The following is a 16,619-nucleotide window of genomic DNA, read 5'->3' as shown; positions in this document are numbered from 1 at the left end:
ACAGTAGTTCAACTCTTCTATGTCTTTATGTTCAAAAACCAAAACAACTGAATTCTGGTTTTTGACAAGTATTAGCTCGTTAACTGTAAAACTTGAATTATTTACCAATACAAAATGAACTGAATATTCTTCCTAATAAGTCATCAGATGTAAATTGACCAGTGATTTCACTCAGAGATTCTTGAGCTAATCTGAGTTCTTCCGCTAATAATTCGCCAGCATGAAATGTTGTGAGCTGGTATTTACCATTATTTAAATGCTCTGCAGCTTTTTCAAGTGCTTGTAAGTGTCGTCGACGAGCTAAAAAGCCCCCTTCTGTACTACTAGTAAAGCCCATTACCTGTTTAAGATGATCACGTAATAAGGTAATACCTTCTCCAGTTCGTGCTGATAGTTGGATAAGGCAATAACCATTTTGTTCACTATAGCCTAATGGTTCACCTGTTAAGTCTGCTTTGTTTCGAATAACGGTTACTGGCATATTTTTAGGTAAGCGTTCAATAAATTCTGGCCAAAGTTTTTCTGGGTTAGCCTCATTGGTTGTTGTGCTATCAACCATAAATAACACCCGATCCGCTTGGTCAATTTCTTGCCATGCCCGTTCAATCCCGATTCGTTCTACTTCATCGCTGGCTTCGCGTAGTCCGGCAGTGTCAATGATATGCAAAGGCATACCATCGATATGAATATGTTCACGCAAAACGTCACGTGTTGTCCCTGCTATGTCAGTAACAATAGCCGCCTCACGACCGGCTAATGCGTTAAGTAAACTTGATTTACCCGCATTAGGTCGACCGGCAATGACAACTTTCATGCCTTCCCGCAGTAATGAACCTTGTTTGGCTTCATGACGAACTTCATTTAATCGTTGAATAACTTGGTCAAGCTCTGCTTCTATTTTTCCGTCAGATAAAAAGTCTATTTCTTCTTCAGGAAAATCAATAGCTGCTTCAGTAAAAATACGCAAATGAATAAGCGATTCAACTAATTCATTAATCTTCTTGGAAAACACGCCTTGTAAAGAGGACAAAGCAGATTTGGCCGCTTGCTCTGAACTTGCATCAATTAAATCTGCAATGGCTTCAGCTTGCGCAAGATCTAATTTATCATTTAAGAAAGCTCGCTCTGAAAATTCACCTGGTCTTGCTATACGCACACCAGATATTTCTAATATACGTTTTAGCAGTAGATCTAAAATAACGGGTCCACCATGGCCCTGTAGTTCAAGCACATCTTCACCTGTGAACGAGTTTGGATTGGGAAAGAATAAAGCAATGCCCTCATCTAACGTTGTTCCATCAGCGGCTAAAAACGGTAGATAATGAGCATATCGCGGTTTAGGTAAGATACCTAAAACTGCTTTGGCAACCTCTTGTGCTTTAGGACCAGAAATACGCAATATGCCAACACCACCACGACCAGGTGGTGTTGCCTGTGCAACAATTGTGTCTGAATTCATATTTATTAATTGTAATTAAAAATAGCAATAATTAATCATACCATGACTATCATTAAAAATCTGTAAAGGCAAGCTATCTAACTTAATTAGAATGGCTAATTATTATTTTCAACATAATCTAATGGATGGTCAAACAGCCATGAATTAAGTAAAGCTAATGGCTCTCTTATCATTGCTATATATTTATCAATATTGGTATAAGCTAACGGTGCAGGTAAACCAGTAATATCACTAATACCCGAGCGTTTAGCTAGCATAATTGAACGAAGAATATGAAAATCATTGGTCACAACAACTGTTTTGCCTAGTGGTAAAATTTGATTAGCATAAACAAACTGTTGAGCCGTTCGCCTTGATCTGTCTTCAAGATATACTCTTGAGGAATCAATACCTTTTTTAATTAGGTAATCAGCCATCACACTTGCTTCAGTTGCAGATTCATCGCTTCCTTGCCCACCACAAACAATTACTTTGGTATTTGGATTACTCTGCAAATAATTAAATGCTGTATCTAAACGATTTTGTAAGGTAGGTGGAGCTTCAGCTGGGGTTCCAACCACTTGTGATCCCAATACAACTAAAGTATCAGCATTGGTTAATGGCTTTCGATTAGCATAAATAAAAATAATAATATTACAAATAATGAAATAAACCAATATTAATATCAGGCAATATTTTATTAATTTCATGATTGTCATCAATTTCTCCTCATTTTTTAAAGCAATCTTCGAAATGGTCGTTAACTAAACCCATCGATTGCATAAATGCATAACAAATTGTTGATCCTACGAATGAAAATCCTTTCTTTTTCAGTGCTTTTGACATTTTATCGGATATTTCTGTACTAACAGGAACCTCACTTTTATCTTTGTAGTGATTGACTATTGGCTTACCATCAACGAATGACCAAATAAATTGTGAGAAGTCCTCATTATTATTTTGCATAGCTAAATAGGCATGAGCATTTTTTATAATGCTATTAAGTTTTAAACGATTTCGAATTAAGCCTTTATTTTTAATTAATGACTCTATATCAATAGCATTTAATTGAATAATTTTTTCTGGGTCAAAATTAAAAAAACATCGACGATATTCTTCTCTTTTTTTTAGTACGGTAATCCAAGATAATCCAGCTTGTTGTCCTTCAAGACAAATTTTTTCAAATAGTTTAAGGCTATCATATTGTGGATAACCCCATTCATTATCATGATAATTTATATATAACGGGTCTTTTGTAACCCAACTGCATCGTTTTGCCATTATTTTTATCCAAATATTTTAAAATTATTATATGCGATATATAGATAGAATTTTAGCTTAATATCATTTTTTATACATATTATAAATCAAACAAACATATCGTTATTGTTGATTAAATTTTTTTATGATTAAACAAAAGACTACTTTTTATGGCAGAATGCCTTTTCAAGATTAAAATTTATCAAAGAATAGTCATTTCCTTTACTGGCTATATTCATTTAATAATAAAAATAAGGTTTTTTCATGAGTCAATCTGAAATTAACGCTGAATGGCAACCGGTCGCCCGACCATTGAATAGTAAGGATTTTAAAACATTAATATTGTCATCTTTAGGCGGAACGCTTGAATTTTATGACTTTGTTATCTATGCGCTATATATTGATACCATTGTCAAGCCACTATTTTTACCACATACCTTGTCACCATTAACCTTAGATTTATTTGCATGGGGGATTTTTGCTGCTGGTTATTTAGTTCGTCCTGTTGGCGGAATTATTATGGCCCACTTTGGAGATAAAGTTGGCCGAAAACGGATGTTTACCTTAAGTGTAGCAATGATGGCTTTACCTACTTTTATTATCGGTATTTTACCGACCTATGAAGCAATTGGTATTGTAGCACCATTATTATTATTGTTGATGCGTATGTTACAAGGCGCTGCTATTGGTGGAGAAATGCCTGGTGCATGGGTATTTATCGCAGAACATACACCAAAACAACGCTATGGTTTGGGCGTTGGTACGTTAACATCAGGTATTACAGGCGGAATTTTACTTGGATTTTTCGTTACAATTATTGTTGATCTCTATTTTACTAGCCAAAATATTTTAGACTATGCTTGGCGTATACCGTTTATTATTGGTGGAATTTTTGGTGTGATTTCAGTCTACTTACGAAAATTTTTATCTGAAACGCCAATCTTCAAGGAATTAGCTGCACGTAAAGCATTAGAAAAAAGCATTCCTGTTGTTACCGTACTAAAAAAACATAAGACAGCTTGTTTGATAGTCGCTTTGTTAACTTGGTCATTATCAACAGCAATTATGGTTGGTATTTTAATTACTCCTGGCCGTATCGTTGGCGGTATGTATCATTTTGCTAATCTGGATTGGCGTATTGGTGGATGTATTGCTGCCTTAACATTATCAATTGGCTGTGTTATTTCTGGTTGGTTAGATGATAAATTAGGTACAGCAAAAACAGTCGTCATAACTTGGGGTGGATTGGCTGTGGTAAGCATCTATTTCTATAGTTCACTAACGCCAGATATGTCATTAGCTAAATTATATTCGATTTGGGCGATATTTGGCTTATTTATCGGATCAATCGCTATGACACCAATTATAGGAACTAGAACCTTTCCACCAGCCATTCGCTATTCTGGTCTATCATTATCTTACAATTTAGCCTATGCATTGTTTAGTGCAATAACGCCGACTTTAACTATCTACTTATTAAGTCCCGATCATATATTAGGTGAATACAGTTATCTGGGAGCAGGTATTTACATCTCAGCAGTGGCTTTACTTGCTGTTTTAGTTGGTTTTTCATCATTAGCTCAAAAGGGTTGGCAAAATAGATTAGATAATTAATCACTTAACACCATATAAAAACAGGGCTAAAGCCCTGTTTTTTTTTAACAAGATATAATAAATTTTCAATACATTAGCGCATTGTAACAAACTCTTCTGCCGCTGTTGGGTGAATGGCGATGGTGTTATCAAAGTCTTTTTTTGTTGCACCCATTTTTAATGCGACAGCAAAACCTTGTAAAATTTCGTCCATACCATAGCCTATACCATGAATGCCGACTATTTTTTCTTGTTCACCAATACAAACTAATTTCATTTTACACGGTTGACGATGAGAAGTTACGGCAGTATACATAGCAGTAAACGTAGATTTATAGACCTTCACGTTTTCAGGGCCATATTGTAACATTGCTTGTGGTTCTGTTAACCCAACTGTCCCGATCGGTGGATGGGTAAATACCACCGTTGGAATATTAGTATAATCTAGATGTTCATTTGGTTTATTGTTGAAAAGTCGCTCAGATAAGCGTCGACCAGCAGCAACTGCAACTGGAGTTAATGCCGCAGCTCCAGTATCATCCCCAACAGAATAAATTCCTGCTACATTAGTATTTTGATACTCATCAACAATAATAAACCCATTACTGTCAACTTTAATGCCAGCTGCAGATAAATTCATTTCTTTAGTTGCAGGTTCTCGTCCTATTGCCCAAATTAAACAATCAACAGTATAACTTTTACCATCTTCTAATGTTAACGTTAATGATTCATCAACGTTTTTAGTGACAGAAGATGGAATTGCAAAAGTATGCAAATGCTGACCATCATTAGTTATAACTTCCATTAATGTTTCAACAATTAATGGATCGAAAGCACGTAATGGTGTGCCTTGCCGAACAAATTGATGAGTTTCAGCACCTAGCGAGTGTAAAACACTGGCAATTTCACAAGCTATATAGCCTGCACCAACAACGGCCACTCTTTTTGGTAATGCTTTTAATTCAAAGAATCCATCTGAAGTAATTCCATATTGCGCTCCGGGAATATTGGGTATACTTGGCTTACCACCGACAGCAATAAGAATATGATCGGCACTATAATGCACACCATTGACATCAAGCGTTTTGCTATCAATAAATTTAGCATATCCATGAATAACATCGACATTATTATTATTTAATACTCGATCATAAGATTGATGAACACGATCAATATAAGCTGTTCGGCTAGCGATTAGTTTATCCCAATCAAAATGATTAATTGTCGTATCAAAACCATAATCAGGGCCATAATGATTAATCGCCTCAGCAATTTGTGCACCATACCACATAATTTTTTTGGGAACACACCCAACATTGACACAAGTTCCGCCTAATAATTTAGCTTCAATAATAGCGCACTTTTTACCGTAAGATGCCGCTCGATTAATTGAAGCAATACCCCCACTACCACCACCGATAGCAATATAGTCATAGTGTTTAGTCATAAAAGAAATCCTTTAAATAAATTAGCATTTGGTAGTTGATAGGTTTGCATAAAGCAGATAATAAAAAAAGTATTAATTTTGAAATTTAACGATAGTTATTATCTATTGATTGGTTTTAAAATATACCCAAACCTAAATAATTCGATAATTGACTAATTAGCTACTTAAATAAATAGCTAATTATTATATTATTTATTTCTGTTTAATCTTATCAATGATGTTTGTAGTCGAACATCCATCTTCAAAATTAAGGACTTTAACTACTAATTTAGTAATAGTTGGATGTGTTGAGACAGATACAAAATCGCAATGAACATGTCGATTAGTAAGTTGCTCATCAAGCACCTTAGCAGATTCATCCATTCCTGTAAGACCAATTAAACGCGCTTTACCTCCGAGGGAGTAATATTGAGTGCAACATTAGCTGCACCGCCAGGACGTTCTTCAAGAGAATCAATTTTAACAATTGGTACAGGCGCTTCTGGTGATATGCGATTGGTACCGCCATACCAATAGCGATCTAACATAATATCGCCAACAACAAGAACATTTGCCAGATTAAACTCAGGAAGAGATGTTTTCATTTAGTTATCCTTTACTCGTATTCATTGGATCAATTATCAATCTATTATTCATCGTCTATATTTTTATCATCATCTTGTATGATTTTTTTTCTTGGTTGATAAAACCGGGCAAAGAATGTCCCAACTTCAAATAATAAACAGATAGGTACAGCTAATAAAATTTGTGAAAATACGTCTGGTGGTGTAACAAACATAGCTACAGCAAATACTGCTACAATAATATAAGGTCTTTTTTTACGTAGATTTTTAGGGGTTGTTATTCCTGTCCAGCACAGCAATATTATTGCAACAGGGACTTCAAATGCAAAACCAAAGACTATAAATAATGTCATGACAAAATCAAGATATTTAGTTATATCGGTATTTATCGCAACATCAACTGGAGCAGTGTGAATAAAGAAGTAAAAAGCGAGAGGAAATACCGCAAAATAAGCAAACGCAATACCAATATAAAAAAGTACCGTACTTGAAATTATCAATGGCATAATTAGACGTTTTTCATGTTGATATAATGCAGGTGCAATAAATCCCCATACTTGATACAAAATATAAGGAATCGAAATAAATATTGAAACAACAGCAGTCAGTTTAATAGGAGTAAAAAATGGTGCCGCAATGTCAGTTGCAATCATGCTACTACCTTTTGGCAATTGACTAATAAGCGGATTAGCAACAATATGATAAATATCATTCGAGAAATAGAGTAAACACGTTAATACAATTAATATACAGATGATACATCGTAAAAGCCGTGTTCTTAGTTCTACTAGATGACCAATAAGTGGTTGCGTTGCGTCGTCTGTCATAATTTATCTTTATCTGAATGAATTGTTGTATCTATTTGAGAGGCGGAATCGATCTCTTTTTGTAGTGTTTCGGTTACGCGTTTTAATTCATCAATGGATTCTTGAATTTCCGGTGTTAGAGTATTTAGCCCACTTTGTTCTGCTTTTTTTAAACTATCTTGTAACTCTTGTAATTTAAGCTCTTTATTCAATTCTAACTGAACAGTTGCAGACATACGGCGGAGTACTTTTATCCAGCTTGCAACAGTTTTAATTGCAATAGGTAGACGCTCTGGTCCTAATACGACCAACCCGATAATTAAGACTAATAGTAGCTGACCAAAGCTAATATCAAACACAAGTTACTCTTTATTGGTGTGGTTATCATCAGATGAGTTAAGACGTTCCACTTTTTGTGAATCATCAGTCTCTTTTTGATCATCGTCGTCATTCATAGCTTTCTTAAAACCTTTAATTGAAGCCCCAAGATCAGAGCCCAATGAACGCAATTTTTTTGTTCCAAATAATAGAACAATAACCGCTACAAATATGAGTAATTTGGGCAAACTTGGCATATGATAAGTCTCCAATAGCTTAAAATAGTAAAATTATACACTTAAATGGTGAGATTCCAAAAAATAACTCGCTTAATGCCCGACAAGTAAAGCAATACATAAAAGACTAAGAATACTAATTGCAAACATTAATCTTTGTTGGTTTCTTTTACTACGTTGAAGTTGTTGATTAATCTGTTTTAACTGAACATGCATCAGCTTAGTCATCCGAGCTTGATCATTCAACTTTTCCGGTAGCTCAACAACAAGATTTTTCCATTCTGGTAAGGAGGTCCAAACTTGATGTAATAACTTTTTAGCACTGTATTTATCTTCATACCAATTTTCTAAAAATGGTTTAGCCGTTTGCCACAAGTCAAGTTCTGGATAGAGTTGGCGCCCTAACCCTTCTATATAAAATAACGTTTTTTCAAGTAAGGTTAATTGAGGTTGAATATCCATCTCAAATTGACGTGCAACTTGAAATAGTGATAATAAAATTTGCGAAAAGGAGAGCTCACCAAGTGGTTTAGCAAATGCAGGTTCGCACACATTGCGCATAGCCATTTCTAATGCGGCAACATCCGTTGTTTCAGGAACCCAACCAGATTTGATATAAATTTGTGCAATTTTTCGATAATCTTGGTTAAAAAATGCAAGAAAATTTTCAGCCAAATAGCGTTGATCATCTTCAGTCAAAATACCTACAATTGCACAATCTATCCCAATGTAACGGGGATTTTGGGGTTCGCTTATATCCACAAAGATATTGCCCGGGTGCATATCTGCATGAAAAAAATTATCCCTAAATACTTGGGTAAAGAAAGCTTGAACACCACGCTCTGCTAATAACTTCATATTGACATTATTTCTTTTTAATTCATCAACATTAGCTATCGGAGTACCGTAAATTCGCTCTTCAACTAAAACATTTTTTTGGCACAAATCTTGGTACACATAGGGAATATAAAGGATCTCACTATTAATGAAATTGTCACGCAAACGAGCTGTGTTATAGGCTTCTTTCTGAAGATCCAATTCTTTTAGAAGCGTGTTTTCATAATCACTGACAATTTCTACAGCCCGTAACTTTTCACCAAATTTTATCCGTTTAGTAAATTGGTTAGCAATCCAATACATTAAGCGAATGTCAGATTTAATTATAGGTAAAATATTTGGTCGCAAAACTTTGATTACCACTTCAGCTTGGCTACTTTTTAAAGTTGCTGTATGAACTTGTGCGATGGATGCTGATGCTAATGGTTGAACATTAAAATCTGAAAAATAAAAATCTATAGGACACCCTAGAGCAGTTTCAATAATTTGTTTTGCAATTTTTCCATCGAAAGGGGTAACTTGGTCTTGTAATTTGGCTAGAGCATCGACAAGATGTTTTGGCAACACATCGCGTCTTGTTGAAACCATTTGCCCAAATTTTATCCATACCGGGCCTAGCTCTTGTAAGGCTTGACGCAACCTTTCACCAATCTCTTGTTGATTTGATTTAGGTCTAACCCAAAACAAACAAAACAATAATACTCGTAACCACCTTGAGACACGGTGTTTTGGTAATAGCTCTTCTAATCGATAAGCTCGAAATATGGTTAATATTTTATAAAGTCGAAAAAATGTCATTATTTGTTTATCACATTAAAATTTAAAACCAGTATGTAAGGCTACAATACCGCCTGTCATATTGTGATATTTAACATCGACAAACCCAGCATCTTCCATCATTTTTTTCAGTGTTTTTTGATCTGGGTGCATTCTGATAGATTCAGCTAAATATCGATAACTATCTGAATCATTCGCTACGATTTTTCCCATTAATGGCAACATAGTAAATGAGTAAAGATCGTAGGCTTTATTTAAAATTTGGTATTGTGGTTTAGAGAATTCTAGAATCAATAAACGCCCTCCTGGCTTTAAAACTCGCCACATAGATTCTAGCGCTTTTTGCTTATCAGTCACATTTCGTAGACCAAATGAGATAGTGATACAATCAAAATAGTTATCTGCAAATGGTAACTCCTCTGCATTTGCTTGTACATATTCAATATTTTTAAATAAGCCTTTATCTCGTAGTTTGTCTCTACCAACCTTAAGCATTGACTCATTGATATCTGCTAATACAACTAAGCCATCATCTCCAACTATTTGTGAGAATTTAGCTGTTAAATCACCTGTACCACCAGCTAGATCAAGGACTTTTTGTCCTTTCCTAACACTACTATACTCAATAGTTATTTTTTTCCAGATTCGGTGAATACCAAATGACATTAGATCGTTCATGATATCGTATTTATCTGCAACAGAATGAAACACCTCTGCTACGCGTTTTACTTTATCTTGTTTTGAAACTTGGGTGTACCCAAAATCAATTTTATCCTGATTTTCATTTGGTTGAGAAGATTGAGACATAAAAATTCACCTATCACAAAAAGTTAGCTTATTTTAACATAAGCTAACCTAAATGTGATGAGCTAAATCAATAACGATTCAACCATTTTAGAAACAATTTCAAAATGCTGTAATGGAGTGGAATTCGCCGGTAATTCGTTTTCATGAATAATTAAATCAAATTGGTAACTACTTTTTAGTCCAATTAAGACTTCATTAGATTTGCCAAAAATTTGCTCGTAGTAGTTAGATAATGTCCCAAAATCGATCGAAGTAAAGAGAAGCTTATTAGCATTTTCTAATGATTTACTCATTCTCTCTACATGTAACATTGCAATTCTTAGATAATCATTTTCACTTAAGTAACGTTTATTTTCTAGAGTGGAAATTTCTCGTTGAATATAATTTATATACCCATTTGAAACATATTGTGTATTATAAATATTAGCTAATTTTAGGGGCAATTCATTAAATTTATCATGTCCAATGATGGCGACTTTTTTAACAAAAAAAGGTCTAGCTGCTTGGGCAATGAAAGACCAATTTTGATAAGGATTTTCTCGAATTTTGGTCGCACTGATATTAACGAATTCACGATTAGCATCAATAACAACTACTGGGCAACCAAAATAGCGCTCATGCTCCGTTACATCTTGTGGTTCACTAGTAAATACAACAGATGGTTCAATTTTATTTTCTGATAATATATGTTTAATACTATCACTCCACTCTTTCCAACCATTAGGATAATAGTTAATTCCAGTTTCATCAGAAATATAAATATGAATATTATGTCTATCTTTGAAGGTATCTTTTAACCATGAAAAACGATCACTAACTTGTGGCTGTCTAGGTAAACGACTTTTCTCAAATAGTTGTTTATCGCGAGTTGCTTCACAACCAAGCATTACATGTAATTCATCAACTTGCGTTAACGCTTTTTCAATAAGATAAATGTGGCCACTGTGTAATGGATAGAACTTACCAAAAATTAAACCAACTCGATGTTTAGATGACATAATAATTACCAATACATTAAAAAACTCGATACCAATGTACAGAAAAAACAACCATTTTCTAACCAATTGATGCTATTTAATATAATGAGAAGATAAAAGTGTTAACTTCATCAAAATATTCAAAAATAACTAGAGCAATATCAATTAAGATTGATATTTAATAGTAGATAAAACAATCCCTGCTGCAACAGAAATATTTAATGCCGACATATTATCATTACCACTCAAATGCACAACATTATCAGCACAATTAATTAACTTTGTATTAATTTGTTGAAATATAATTAATACAACTTTCTTTTTAAATTCAAGTTGTGATAATTCGGTTGATTTAATGGATTTTGACTGACATGGTAATAAGGCAATTATTTGATAACCATTCTTTTTTAATATATCTATGGATACAATAAAATCATCACTTTTAATTGGTTCAATCGCTTCAATACCACCTTCAGCGACTCGCATTGCTGATCCACTATCAAGCAAATTAGTTTGACGCAAAATGATACCATTAACGCCAAAAAAAGCAGCGCTACGAACTAATCCACCTAAATTATGAGGGTTATTAACATCATCAATCGCAAGAATACAATCACGAACTCTATCATCATGTTCATGTAAATAATCAAGTAAAGAGAGTGGTATCCGTTTTTTAACAATTAAACAGACTCCACCATGATGTAGGTTTTGAGTTATTTTAGTAATTTGTTCTGTTGATACAACGTCATAACCTAGTCGTTGTTTGACTAACCAATTAATTAAATCTTTAAACTGGTAAGTCATTTCTTGAGTAATAAATAATTTCACTATAGCAGAGCGTCGATGCTTAAATACAGCTCTACAACTATTTTCACTATAAACTAAAGTCTCTTCTTTTTTTTGTCGATACTCATCGTAACCAAATGTTGGAGTTTGATCGTTATCTTTAACTTTTTTTTGCCAGGGAGAATCATGTTCATCTGATAAATTTAAGTTTACTTTAGATGACTTTATAGTTTTATTTGATGATTTTACTTTAAATGTTTCAATTCGATCATGTTTTGCTTTTGAATTAGACTGAAGACTATCATTTTTACGCTTACTTCGATGATCATTGCCTTTGTTTTTTACAGATTTCACACTTGATTGACTATTTTTGGCATAAAAAATTGAAGGCCTGCTTTTTTCGATCGTGTCGTTCATAATATTCCCAATTTAAGACAGTTATCGTGTACGAATAGTTGGAGCAACTTTATCCAATACACCATTTATAAATTTGTGGCTTTCTTCTGCGCCAAAAGTTTTCGCCAGATCAATTGCTTCATTGATAACCACTTTATAAGGGACATCATGTCTCTTCATTAATTCATAAGTTGCAATTCGTAGTACCGCTAATTCAATTTGTCCTAACTCATCAACAGTTCTTTCTGTTAGGTAAGGTGCCATTTTTTCATCTAATTCTGCTGTGTTTTTGGCAACACCATGAAGTAATTCTCTAAAATATTTACTATCAACACCTTTCATATCTTGTTCAGCTATAAAACTGCTCTCAACATCAGCAAGATCATTTTTAGAAATTTGCCAAGAGTAAATGGCTTGAACGGCACACTCTCTTGCTCGACGACGAGGATTAACTAACGCCACTAAATTACCCCTTAATTGTTTTGATAACATTTAACATTTCAAGTGCGGTTAATGCTGCTTCAGCACCTTTATTACCCGCTTTAGTTCCAGCTCGTTCGATCGCCTGCTCAATACTTTCGGTGGTTAAAATTCCAAAACCAACTGGTATTGAATACTCTAAACTAGCATTCAATAAACCTGAACTTGATTCTCCAGCAACGAAATCAAAATGAGCCGTACTGCCACGAATTACCGTACCTAATGCTACAATGGCATCATATTTTTTTGATTGTGCAGCAACTTTTGCTGCTAAAGGAATTTCGTAAGCGCCTGGTACCCAAATAACTGAAATGTTTTTATCTTCAACTTGACCAATACGAGTTAATGCATCTACTGCTCCATTAACTAAACTTTCGTTAATAAATTGGTTAAAACGTGCCACGATAATGGCTACTTTAGCTTTTGGTGCAGCAACTTTACCTTTAACTATTTGCATATTTATTCCTTATCGATAGATTCTAGATGCAATTTTATAATCACTTTTAGTGAAAAATTTATAAGCCAATTATAGCACAGATTAAAGGGTTATCCTATTAGCAAAAATGGGGAATTAACATGTTTATAACAAGCATAAGTAAGTATGATTATTTGAAAGTTATTGTTTGTAAATTTACTGTTTATAAAGTGTAATTTTTACATTTATAAATTATCATTCCTTCAACAAAGATTTATAAATTTTTAATAATTGCATCAAAGTTTCTTCTTACTATAAGAAATTTAATTTTTATTACTTGCAAGCTATTATTAACGAATTACAATAATAAGAAAAAATTTCTACAAAAAAGGGGAAAATTGATGTACATTAACACTATTCGAGATGAGCTAAATCAAGCAATTGAAGTTTTAGCCAATTTCATTTCAAATGATGAAAATCTTAAACAAATCCAGCAGGCGGCCATTTTAATCGCAAACACATTTAAACAAGGTGGTAAAGTACTTTCATGTGGTAATGGAGGTTCTCATTGTGACGCTATGCATTTTGCTGAAGAGTTAACTGGCCGTTTTCGCGATAATCGACCATCCTATCCTGCCATTGCAATTTCAGATGTAAGTCATATATCTTGCGTTGGTAATGATTATGGTTTCGATTCTATTTTTTCTCGCTATGTAGAAGGTGTTGGTCAAAAAGGTGATGTACTACTAGGTATTTCAACTTCAGGAAACTCAACTAATGTCATTAAAGCGATTGAAGCAGCAAAACAAAAAGGTATGAAAATTATCACTCTTACAGGTAAAGATGGTGGAAAAATGAATGGTTTGGCTGATGTAGACATTCGTGTACCTCATTTTGGTTATGCTGATAGAGTGCAAGAAATCCATATAAAAGTGATTCATATTTTGATTTTACTCATTGAAAAAGAGATGGCTTAATATGTGCGAATTATTGGGTATGAGTGCCAATGTGCCGACTGATATCTGTTTTAGTTTTACCAGTTTAATCAAACGTGGCGGTGATAAAGGTCCACATAAAGATGGCTGGGGAATAACATTTTATGAAGGTAAAGGATGTCGTACATTCAAAGATCCTGAACCTTGTAGTTTTTCACCTATAGCTAAATTAGTTCAACAATACCCAATAAAATCAACGGCAGTAATTGCTCATATTCGTCAAGCTAATCGAGGAGGAGTAGCTCTAGAAAATACCCATCCTTTTACTCGCGAATTATGGGGAAAAAATTGGACTTTTGCTCACAATGGGCAATTGACTGATTATCAAACATTAGATATAGGGATTTTTGAACCTGTTGGGTTAACTGATAGTGAATATGCTTTTTGTTATTTAATTAACGAATTACATAAAAAATATCCCAAAAAACCAGATAATTACATTGAACTTTTTAATTATATTCGACAACATGCGATTAAATTAACCGAATTCGGTATTTTTAATATGTTACTTTCAGATGGACAATATGTGTTTGCCTATTGTTCAACAAATTTACATTGGATAACCCGAAAAGCACCATTTGGTAAAGCTAAATTAATTGATGAAGATGTTGAAATTGATTTTCAAAAACATACTACCCCTAATGATATTGTAACCATTATTTCAACTATGCCGTTAACATCAAACGAAGTATGGACAAAATTAAATACAGGTGAAGCTATTTTATTTAAGAATGGTGAAATCAGCCAATTTTTTTCATCTTAACGCAAACCATTGGTGGCTCATCTTTAAATAGATATTTTAGATAAACTAATGTTAATAAACCAATAAAGGTTAAGATGAGCCAAGGCAGATGTGGAAAACCAATCGCGATGGCAATATCATAAAGCCATCCCGCGCCGGTATAACCAATAAATCCGCCTAAAGCAAGTCCTAACCGACTAAATCCCATATAACTACCTTTGGCTTTTGGATTAGTTAGAACGGTTGCTAAGGTCTCCCTAGCCGGCTCCGCAATAATTGCGCCAAGATAAAAAAGCGCAATCAAGGATAATAAAACTGATAGTTGAGATGTAAATCCAATTATTATAAAGGCGAATGACATTAATAATAATCCAAATTTAAGACGTTGATCTAGTCTAAAATATTTTTCACTAAACCGCGCAAGAGGATAAAGTAGAATTAGCGAGATAGTAGCTTGAATAGCGTACATCCATTTCACATAACTTGGACTTCCTGAGACATTAGTAATAGTTAAAGGTAACATCAACATGATTTGAACCCAAAGCACATAATAACCAGTCAATGTAAGTACATAATGAGTAAACTTTTTATCTTTCAAAACCAATTTCATGCCAGTAATGATTGGAGCCTTACCAATTGCGATGTGATAAGCAGGTAAAAGCATCAGATTAAAAATACCACATAAGAAAAAGATAAAAGCACCACACCAACAAACTAATTGGAAATCATAATCTATTAAGATACCACCAATAAGAGCACCAATAACAGCACCGGCATTATCTTGTATCATTAATAATGATATAAATTTACCTCGTTCGTGAGGTCTAGTAAATTTTATGGTTAATCCCATTCGAGGTGGATCAAATAACAGTCCACCCAATGCAGACAATAAGCAAGATACAAGTAATAACCAGTGTTCAGTTGCTAAAGCCATTGAAATAAATCCAATCGACCGCAAAAACATACCTGTTATGATCATTGGTTTTGCACCAAATCGATCAGCTATAGCACCACCAATTAAGCCAAATCCTTGTTGAACAAATTGACGAAATCCTAAAGCAAAACCAACAAATAGTGCACTCCAACCTACTTGGCTAACAAAGTGCGTAGAAACGAGCGGAAATACGACATAAAATCCCAATACAATAAACAGATTATCAAATAATAATATGTATCTACCTGTTTTGCGAACTTGTGAAGGAATTGGCATCTATTTTACTCTTTCATTTAAATAGCCTTGATAATCAGGGATCTCTATCTCCACTTCTTGAGTAAATATTGAGGACTGTATTAATGCGTTAGCTGTTGCTTGATTAGTTGCAACAGGAATGTTCCAAACCGTTGATAAGCGTAATAGTGCTTTTACATCTGGATCATGAGGAACGGCATTTAGAGGATCCCAGAAAAATATAAGAATATCAATTTTACCTTCTGCGATTAAAGCGCCGATTTGCTGATCGCCCCCCATTGGACCACTAAGCATTGGCGTAATATTTAATCCGGTTTCTTTCTTAATTAATGTACCTGTTGTACCTGTCCCACATAAATTATGATGAGAGAGTTCTTCGCGATTTGTTTTGCACCAATTTAATAATGCTTCTTTCAAATGATCATGTGCAACCAATGCAATGCTTTTCTTTGCAGGTAGCTTTCGAGTAATATAAAGCATCAAATAATCCTAATTCCTTATTATTTTGTGTATTTTTTAGCAAACTCTCTATTAAAGTGCAAGCAGTATTTGATCCA

17 protein-coding genes and 2 pseudogenes are annotated in these 16,619 nt (G+C 34.0%); 3 read left to right on the top strand and 16 right to left on the bottom strand.

Annotation, left to right across the window (positions count from 1 at the left end):
- Positions 1-97 precede the first annotated feature (97 nt).
- The 3 genes from mnmE to J3U16_RS03070 form a co-directional block, all read right to left on the bottom strand.
- Positions 98-1,459: a tRNA uridine-5-carboxymethylaminomethyl(34) synthesis GTPase MnmE gene (gene mnmE / locus J3U16_RS03080; protein ID WP_267330476.1), complete on the bottom strand. Its 1,362-nt coding sequence runs from the start codon at positions 1,457-1,459 to the stop codon at positions 98-100.
- 95 nt (positions 1,460-1,554) lie between these two features.
- Positions 1,555-2,157: a YdcF family protein gene (locus J3U16_RS03075; protein ID WP_267330475.1), complete on the bottom strand. Its 603-nt coding sequence runs from the start codon at positions 2,155-2,157 to the stop codon at positions 1,555-1,557.
- A gap of 10 nt (positions 2,158-2,167) precedes the next feature.
- Positions 2,168-2,719 carry a DNA-3-methyladenine glycosylase I gene (locus tag J3U16_RS03070; RefSeq protein ID WP_267330474.1) on the bottom strand — a complete coding sequence of 184 codons (552 nt, stop codon included), beginning with the start codon at positions 2,717-2,719 and terminating at the stop codon, positions 2,168-2,170.
- 243 nt (positions 2,720-2,962) lie between these two features.
- Between J3U16_RS03070 and J3U16_RS03065 the strand changes: the two genes are divergently transcribed.
- Positions 2,963-4,312: an MFS transporter gene (locus tag J3U16_RS03065; RefSeq protein WP_065734657.1), complete on the top strand. Its 1,350-nt coding sequence runs from the start codon at positions 2,963-2,965 to the stop codon at positions 4,310-4,312.
- A gap of 73 nt (positions 4,313-4,385) precedes the next feature.
- Here the strand turns inward: J3U16_RS03065 and gorA are convergent, their stop codons facing one another.
- The 11 genes and pseudogenes from gorA to ribE form a co-directional block, all read right to left on the bottom strand.
- A complete protein-coding gene (gorA, locus tag J3U16_RS03060) occupies positions 4,386-5,738 on the bottom strand; it encodes a glutathione-disulfide reductase (RefSeq protein WP_065734658.1) in 1,353 nt (450 codons plus the stop codon).
- A gap of 234 nt (positions 5,739-5,972) precedes the next feature.
- Positions 5,973-6,322, bottom strand: a pseudogene (locus J3U16_RS12095) (PfkB family carbohydrate kinase); the annotation flags it as partial.
- A gap of 44 nt (positions 6,323-6,366) precedes the next feature.
- Entirely contained in the window at positions 6,367-7,128 is a 762-nt protein-coding gene (gene tatC / locus J3U16_RS03045) for a twin-arginine translocase subunit TatC (protein WP_267330473.1), read from the bottom strand.
- Positions 7,129-7,142: 14 nt separating this feature from the next.
- A pseudogene (gene tatB, locus J3U16_RS03040) lies at positions 7,143-7,466 on the bottom strand (Sec-independent protein translocase protein TatB); the annotation flags it as partial.
- 3 nt (positions 7,467-7,469) lie between these two features.
- The gene (tatA, locus tag J3U16_RS03035) at positions 7,470-7,682 is read right to left on the bottom strand and encodes a twin-arginine translocase TatA/TatE family subunit (protein WP_065563594.1); all 213 of its coding nucleotides are present in this window, start codon (positions 7,680-7,682) and stop codon (positions 7,470-7,472) included.
- A gap of 72 nt (positions 7,683-7,754) precedes the next feature.
- Entirely contained in the window at positions 7,755-9,296 is a 1,542-nt protein-coding gene (ubiB, locus tag J3U16_RS03030; RefSeq protein ID WP_267330472.1) for a ubiquinone biosynthesis regulatory protein kinase UbiB, read from the bottom strand.
- Between the two features lie 15 nt (positions 9,297-9,311).
- On the bottom strand, positions 9,312-10,082 hold the full coding sequence (gene ubiE, locus J3U16_RS03025; protein WP_267330471.1) for a bifunctional demethylmenaquinone methyltransferase/2-methoxy-6-polyprenyl-1,4-benzoquinol methylase UbiE: 771 nt from the start codon (positions 10,080-10,082) through the stop codon (positions 9,312-9,314).
- Between the two features lie 62 nt (positions 10,083-10,144).
- Positions 10,145-11,080 (bottom strand): multifunctional transcriptional regulator/nicotinamide-nucleotide adenylyltransferase/ribosylnicotinamide kinase NadR, encoded by a 936-nt coding sequence (nadR, locus tag J3U16_RS03020; RefSeq protein ID WP_267330470.1) that lies wholly within the window; start codon positions 11,078-11,080, stop codon positions 10,145-10,147.
- Positions 11,081-11,224: 144 nt separating this feature from the next.
- On the bottom strand, positions 11,225-12,262 hold the full coding sequence (locus J3U16_RS03015; RefSeq protein WP_267330469.1) for a TrmH family RNA methyltransferase: 1,038 nt from the start codon (positions 12,260-12,262) through the stop codon (positions 11,225-11,227).
- A gap of 21 nt (positions 12,263-12,283) precedes the next feature.
- Positions 12,284-12,703 carry a transcription antitermination factor NusB gene (gene nusB / locus J3U16_RS03010; protein WP_218058472.1) on the bottom strand — a complete coding sequence of 140 codons (420 nt, stop codon included), beginning with the start codon at positions 12,701-12,703 and terminating at the stop codon, positions 12,284-12,286.
- A 4-nt stretch (positions 12,704-12,707) separates the two neighbouring features.
- A complete protein-coding gene (ribE, locus tag J3U16_RS03005) occupies positions 12,708-13,178 on the bottom strand; it encodes a 6,7-dimethyl-8-ribityllumazine synthase (protein WP_065563599.1) in 471 nt (156 codons plus the stop codon).
- Between the two features lie 359 nt (positions 13,179-13,537).
- Between ribE and lpcA the strand changes: the two genes are divergently transcribed.
- Positions 13,538-14,113 carry a D-sedoheptulose 7-phosphate isomerase gene (lpcA, locus tag J3U16_RS03000; protein ID WP_267330468.1) on the top strand — a complete coding sequence of 192 codons (576 nt, stop codon included), beginning with the start codon at positions 13,538-13,540 and terminating at the stop codon, positions 14,111-14,113.
- A 1-nt stretch (position 14,114) separates the two neighbouring features.
- On the top strand, positions 14,115-14,894 hold the full coding sequence (locus tag J3U16_RS02995; protein WP_267330467.1) for a class II glutamine amidotransferase: 780 nt from the start codon (positions 14,115-14,117) through the stop codon (positions 14,892-14,894).
- Here the strand turns inward: J3U16_RS02995 and mdtH are convergent.
- Positions 14,872-16,083, bottom strand: coding sequence for a multidrug efflux MFS transporter MdtH (gene mdtH, locus J3U16_RS02990; RefSeq protein ID WP_267330466.1), 1,212 nt, complete (start codon positions 16,081-16,083; stop codon positions 14,872-14,874). The two genes, J3U16_RS02995 and mdtH, sit on opposite strands and share 23 nt — an antisense overlap.
- Positions 16,084-16,542 carry a methylglyoxal synthase gene (locus J3U16_RS02985; RefSeq protein WP_065734666.1) on the bottom strand — a complete coding sequence of 153 codons (459 nt, stop codon included), beginning with the start codon at positions 16,540-16,542 and terminating at the stop codon, positions 16,084-16,086.
- Positions 16,543-16,619 lie beyond the last annotated feature (77 nt).

Source organism: Gilliamella sp. B3023 (assembly GCF_026536845.1).
In the GTDB taxonomy this organism is placed as follows: domain Bacteria; phylum Pseudomonadota; class Gammaproteobacteria; order Enterobacterales; family Orbaceae; genus Gilliamella; species Gilliamella apicola_E.
Note: the sequence above shows the minus strand (reverse complement) of the source record. Positions and strands in the feature narration are given on the sequence as shown.

Bases quoted from the DNA above. Each gene is read 5' to 3' on its own strand.
- ribE (WP_065563599.1), bottom strand. From the start codon at position 13,178: ATGCAAATAGTTAAAGGTAAAGTTGCTGCACCAAAAGCTAAAGTAGCC.
- tatA (WP_065563594.1), bottom strand. From the start codon at position 7,682: ATGCCAAGTTTGCCCAAATTACTCATATTTGTAGCGGTTATTGTTCTA.
- ubiB (WP_267330472.1), bottom strand. From the start codon at position 9,296: ATGACATTTTTTCGACTTTATAAAATATTAACCATATTTCGAGCTTAT.
- J3U16_RS03070 (WP_267330474.1), bottom strand. From the start codon at position 2,719: ATGGCAAAACGATGCAGTTGGGTTACAAAAGACCCGTTATATATAAAT.
- nadR (WP_267330470.1), bottom strand. From the start codon at position 11,080: ATGTCATCTAAACATCGAGTTGGTTTAATTTTTGGTAAGTTCTATCCA.
- J3U16_RS02985 (WP_065734666.1), bottom strand. From the start codon at position 16,542: ATGCTTTATATTACTCGAAAGCTACCTGCAAAGAAAAGCATTGCATTG.
- mdtH (WP_267330466.1), bottom strand. From the start codon at position 16,083: ATGCCAATTCCTTCACAAGTTCGCAAAACAGGTAGATACATATTATTA.
- J3U16_RS02995 (WP_267330467.1), top strand. From the start codon at position 14,115: ATGTGCGAATTATTGGGTATGAGTGCCAATGTGCCGACTGATATCTGT.
- lpcA (WP_267330468.1), top strand. From the start codon at position 13,538: ATGTACATTAACACTATTCGAGATGAGCTAAATCAAGCAATTGAAGTT.
- ubiE (WP_267330471.1), bottom strand. From the start codon at position 10,082: ATGTCTCAATCTTCTCAACCAAATGAAAATCAGGATAAAATTGATTTT.
- gorA (WP_065734658.1), bottom strand. From the start codon at position 5,738: ATGACTAAACACTATGACTATATTGCTATCGGTGGTGGTAGTGGGGGT.
- tatC (WP_267330473.1), bottom strand. From the start codon at position 7,128: ATGACAGACGACGCAACGCAACCACTTATTGGTCATCTAGTAGAACTA.
- J3U16_RS03075 (WP_267330475.1), bottom strand. From the start codon at position 2,157: ATGACAATCATGAAATTAATAAAATATTGCCTGATATTAATATTGGTT.
- J3U16_RS03065 (WP_065734657.1), top strand. From the start codon at position 2,963: ATGAGTCAATCTGAAATTAACGCTGAATGGCAACCGGTCGCCCGACCA.
- J3U16_RS03015 (WP_267330469.1), bottom strand. From the start codon at position 12,262: ATGAACGACACGATCGAAAAAAGCAGGCCTTCAATTTTTTATGCCAAA.
- mnmE (WP_267330476.1), bottom strand. From the start codon at position 1,459: ATGAATTCAGACACAATTGTTGCACAGGCAACACCACCTGGTCGTGGT.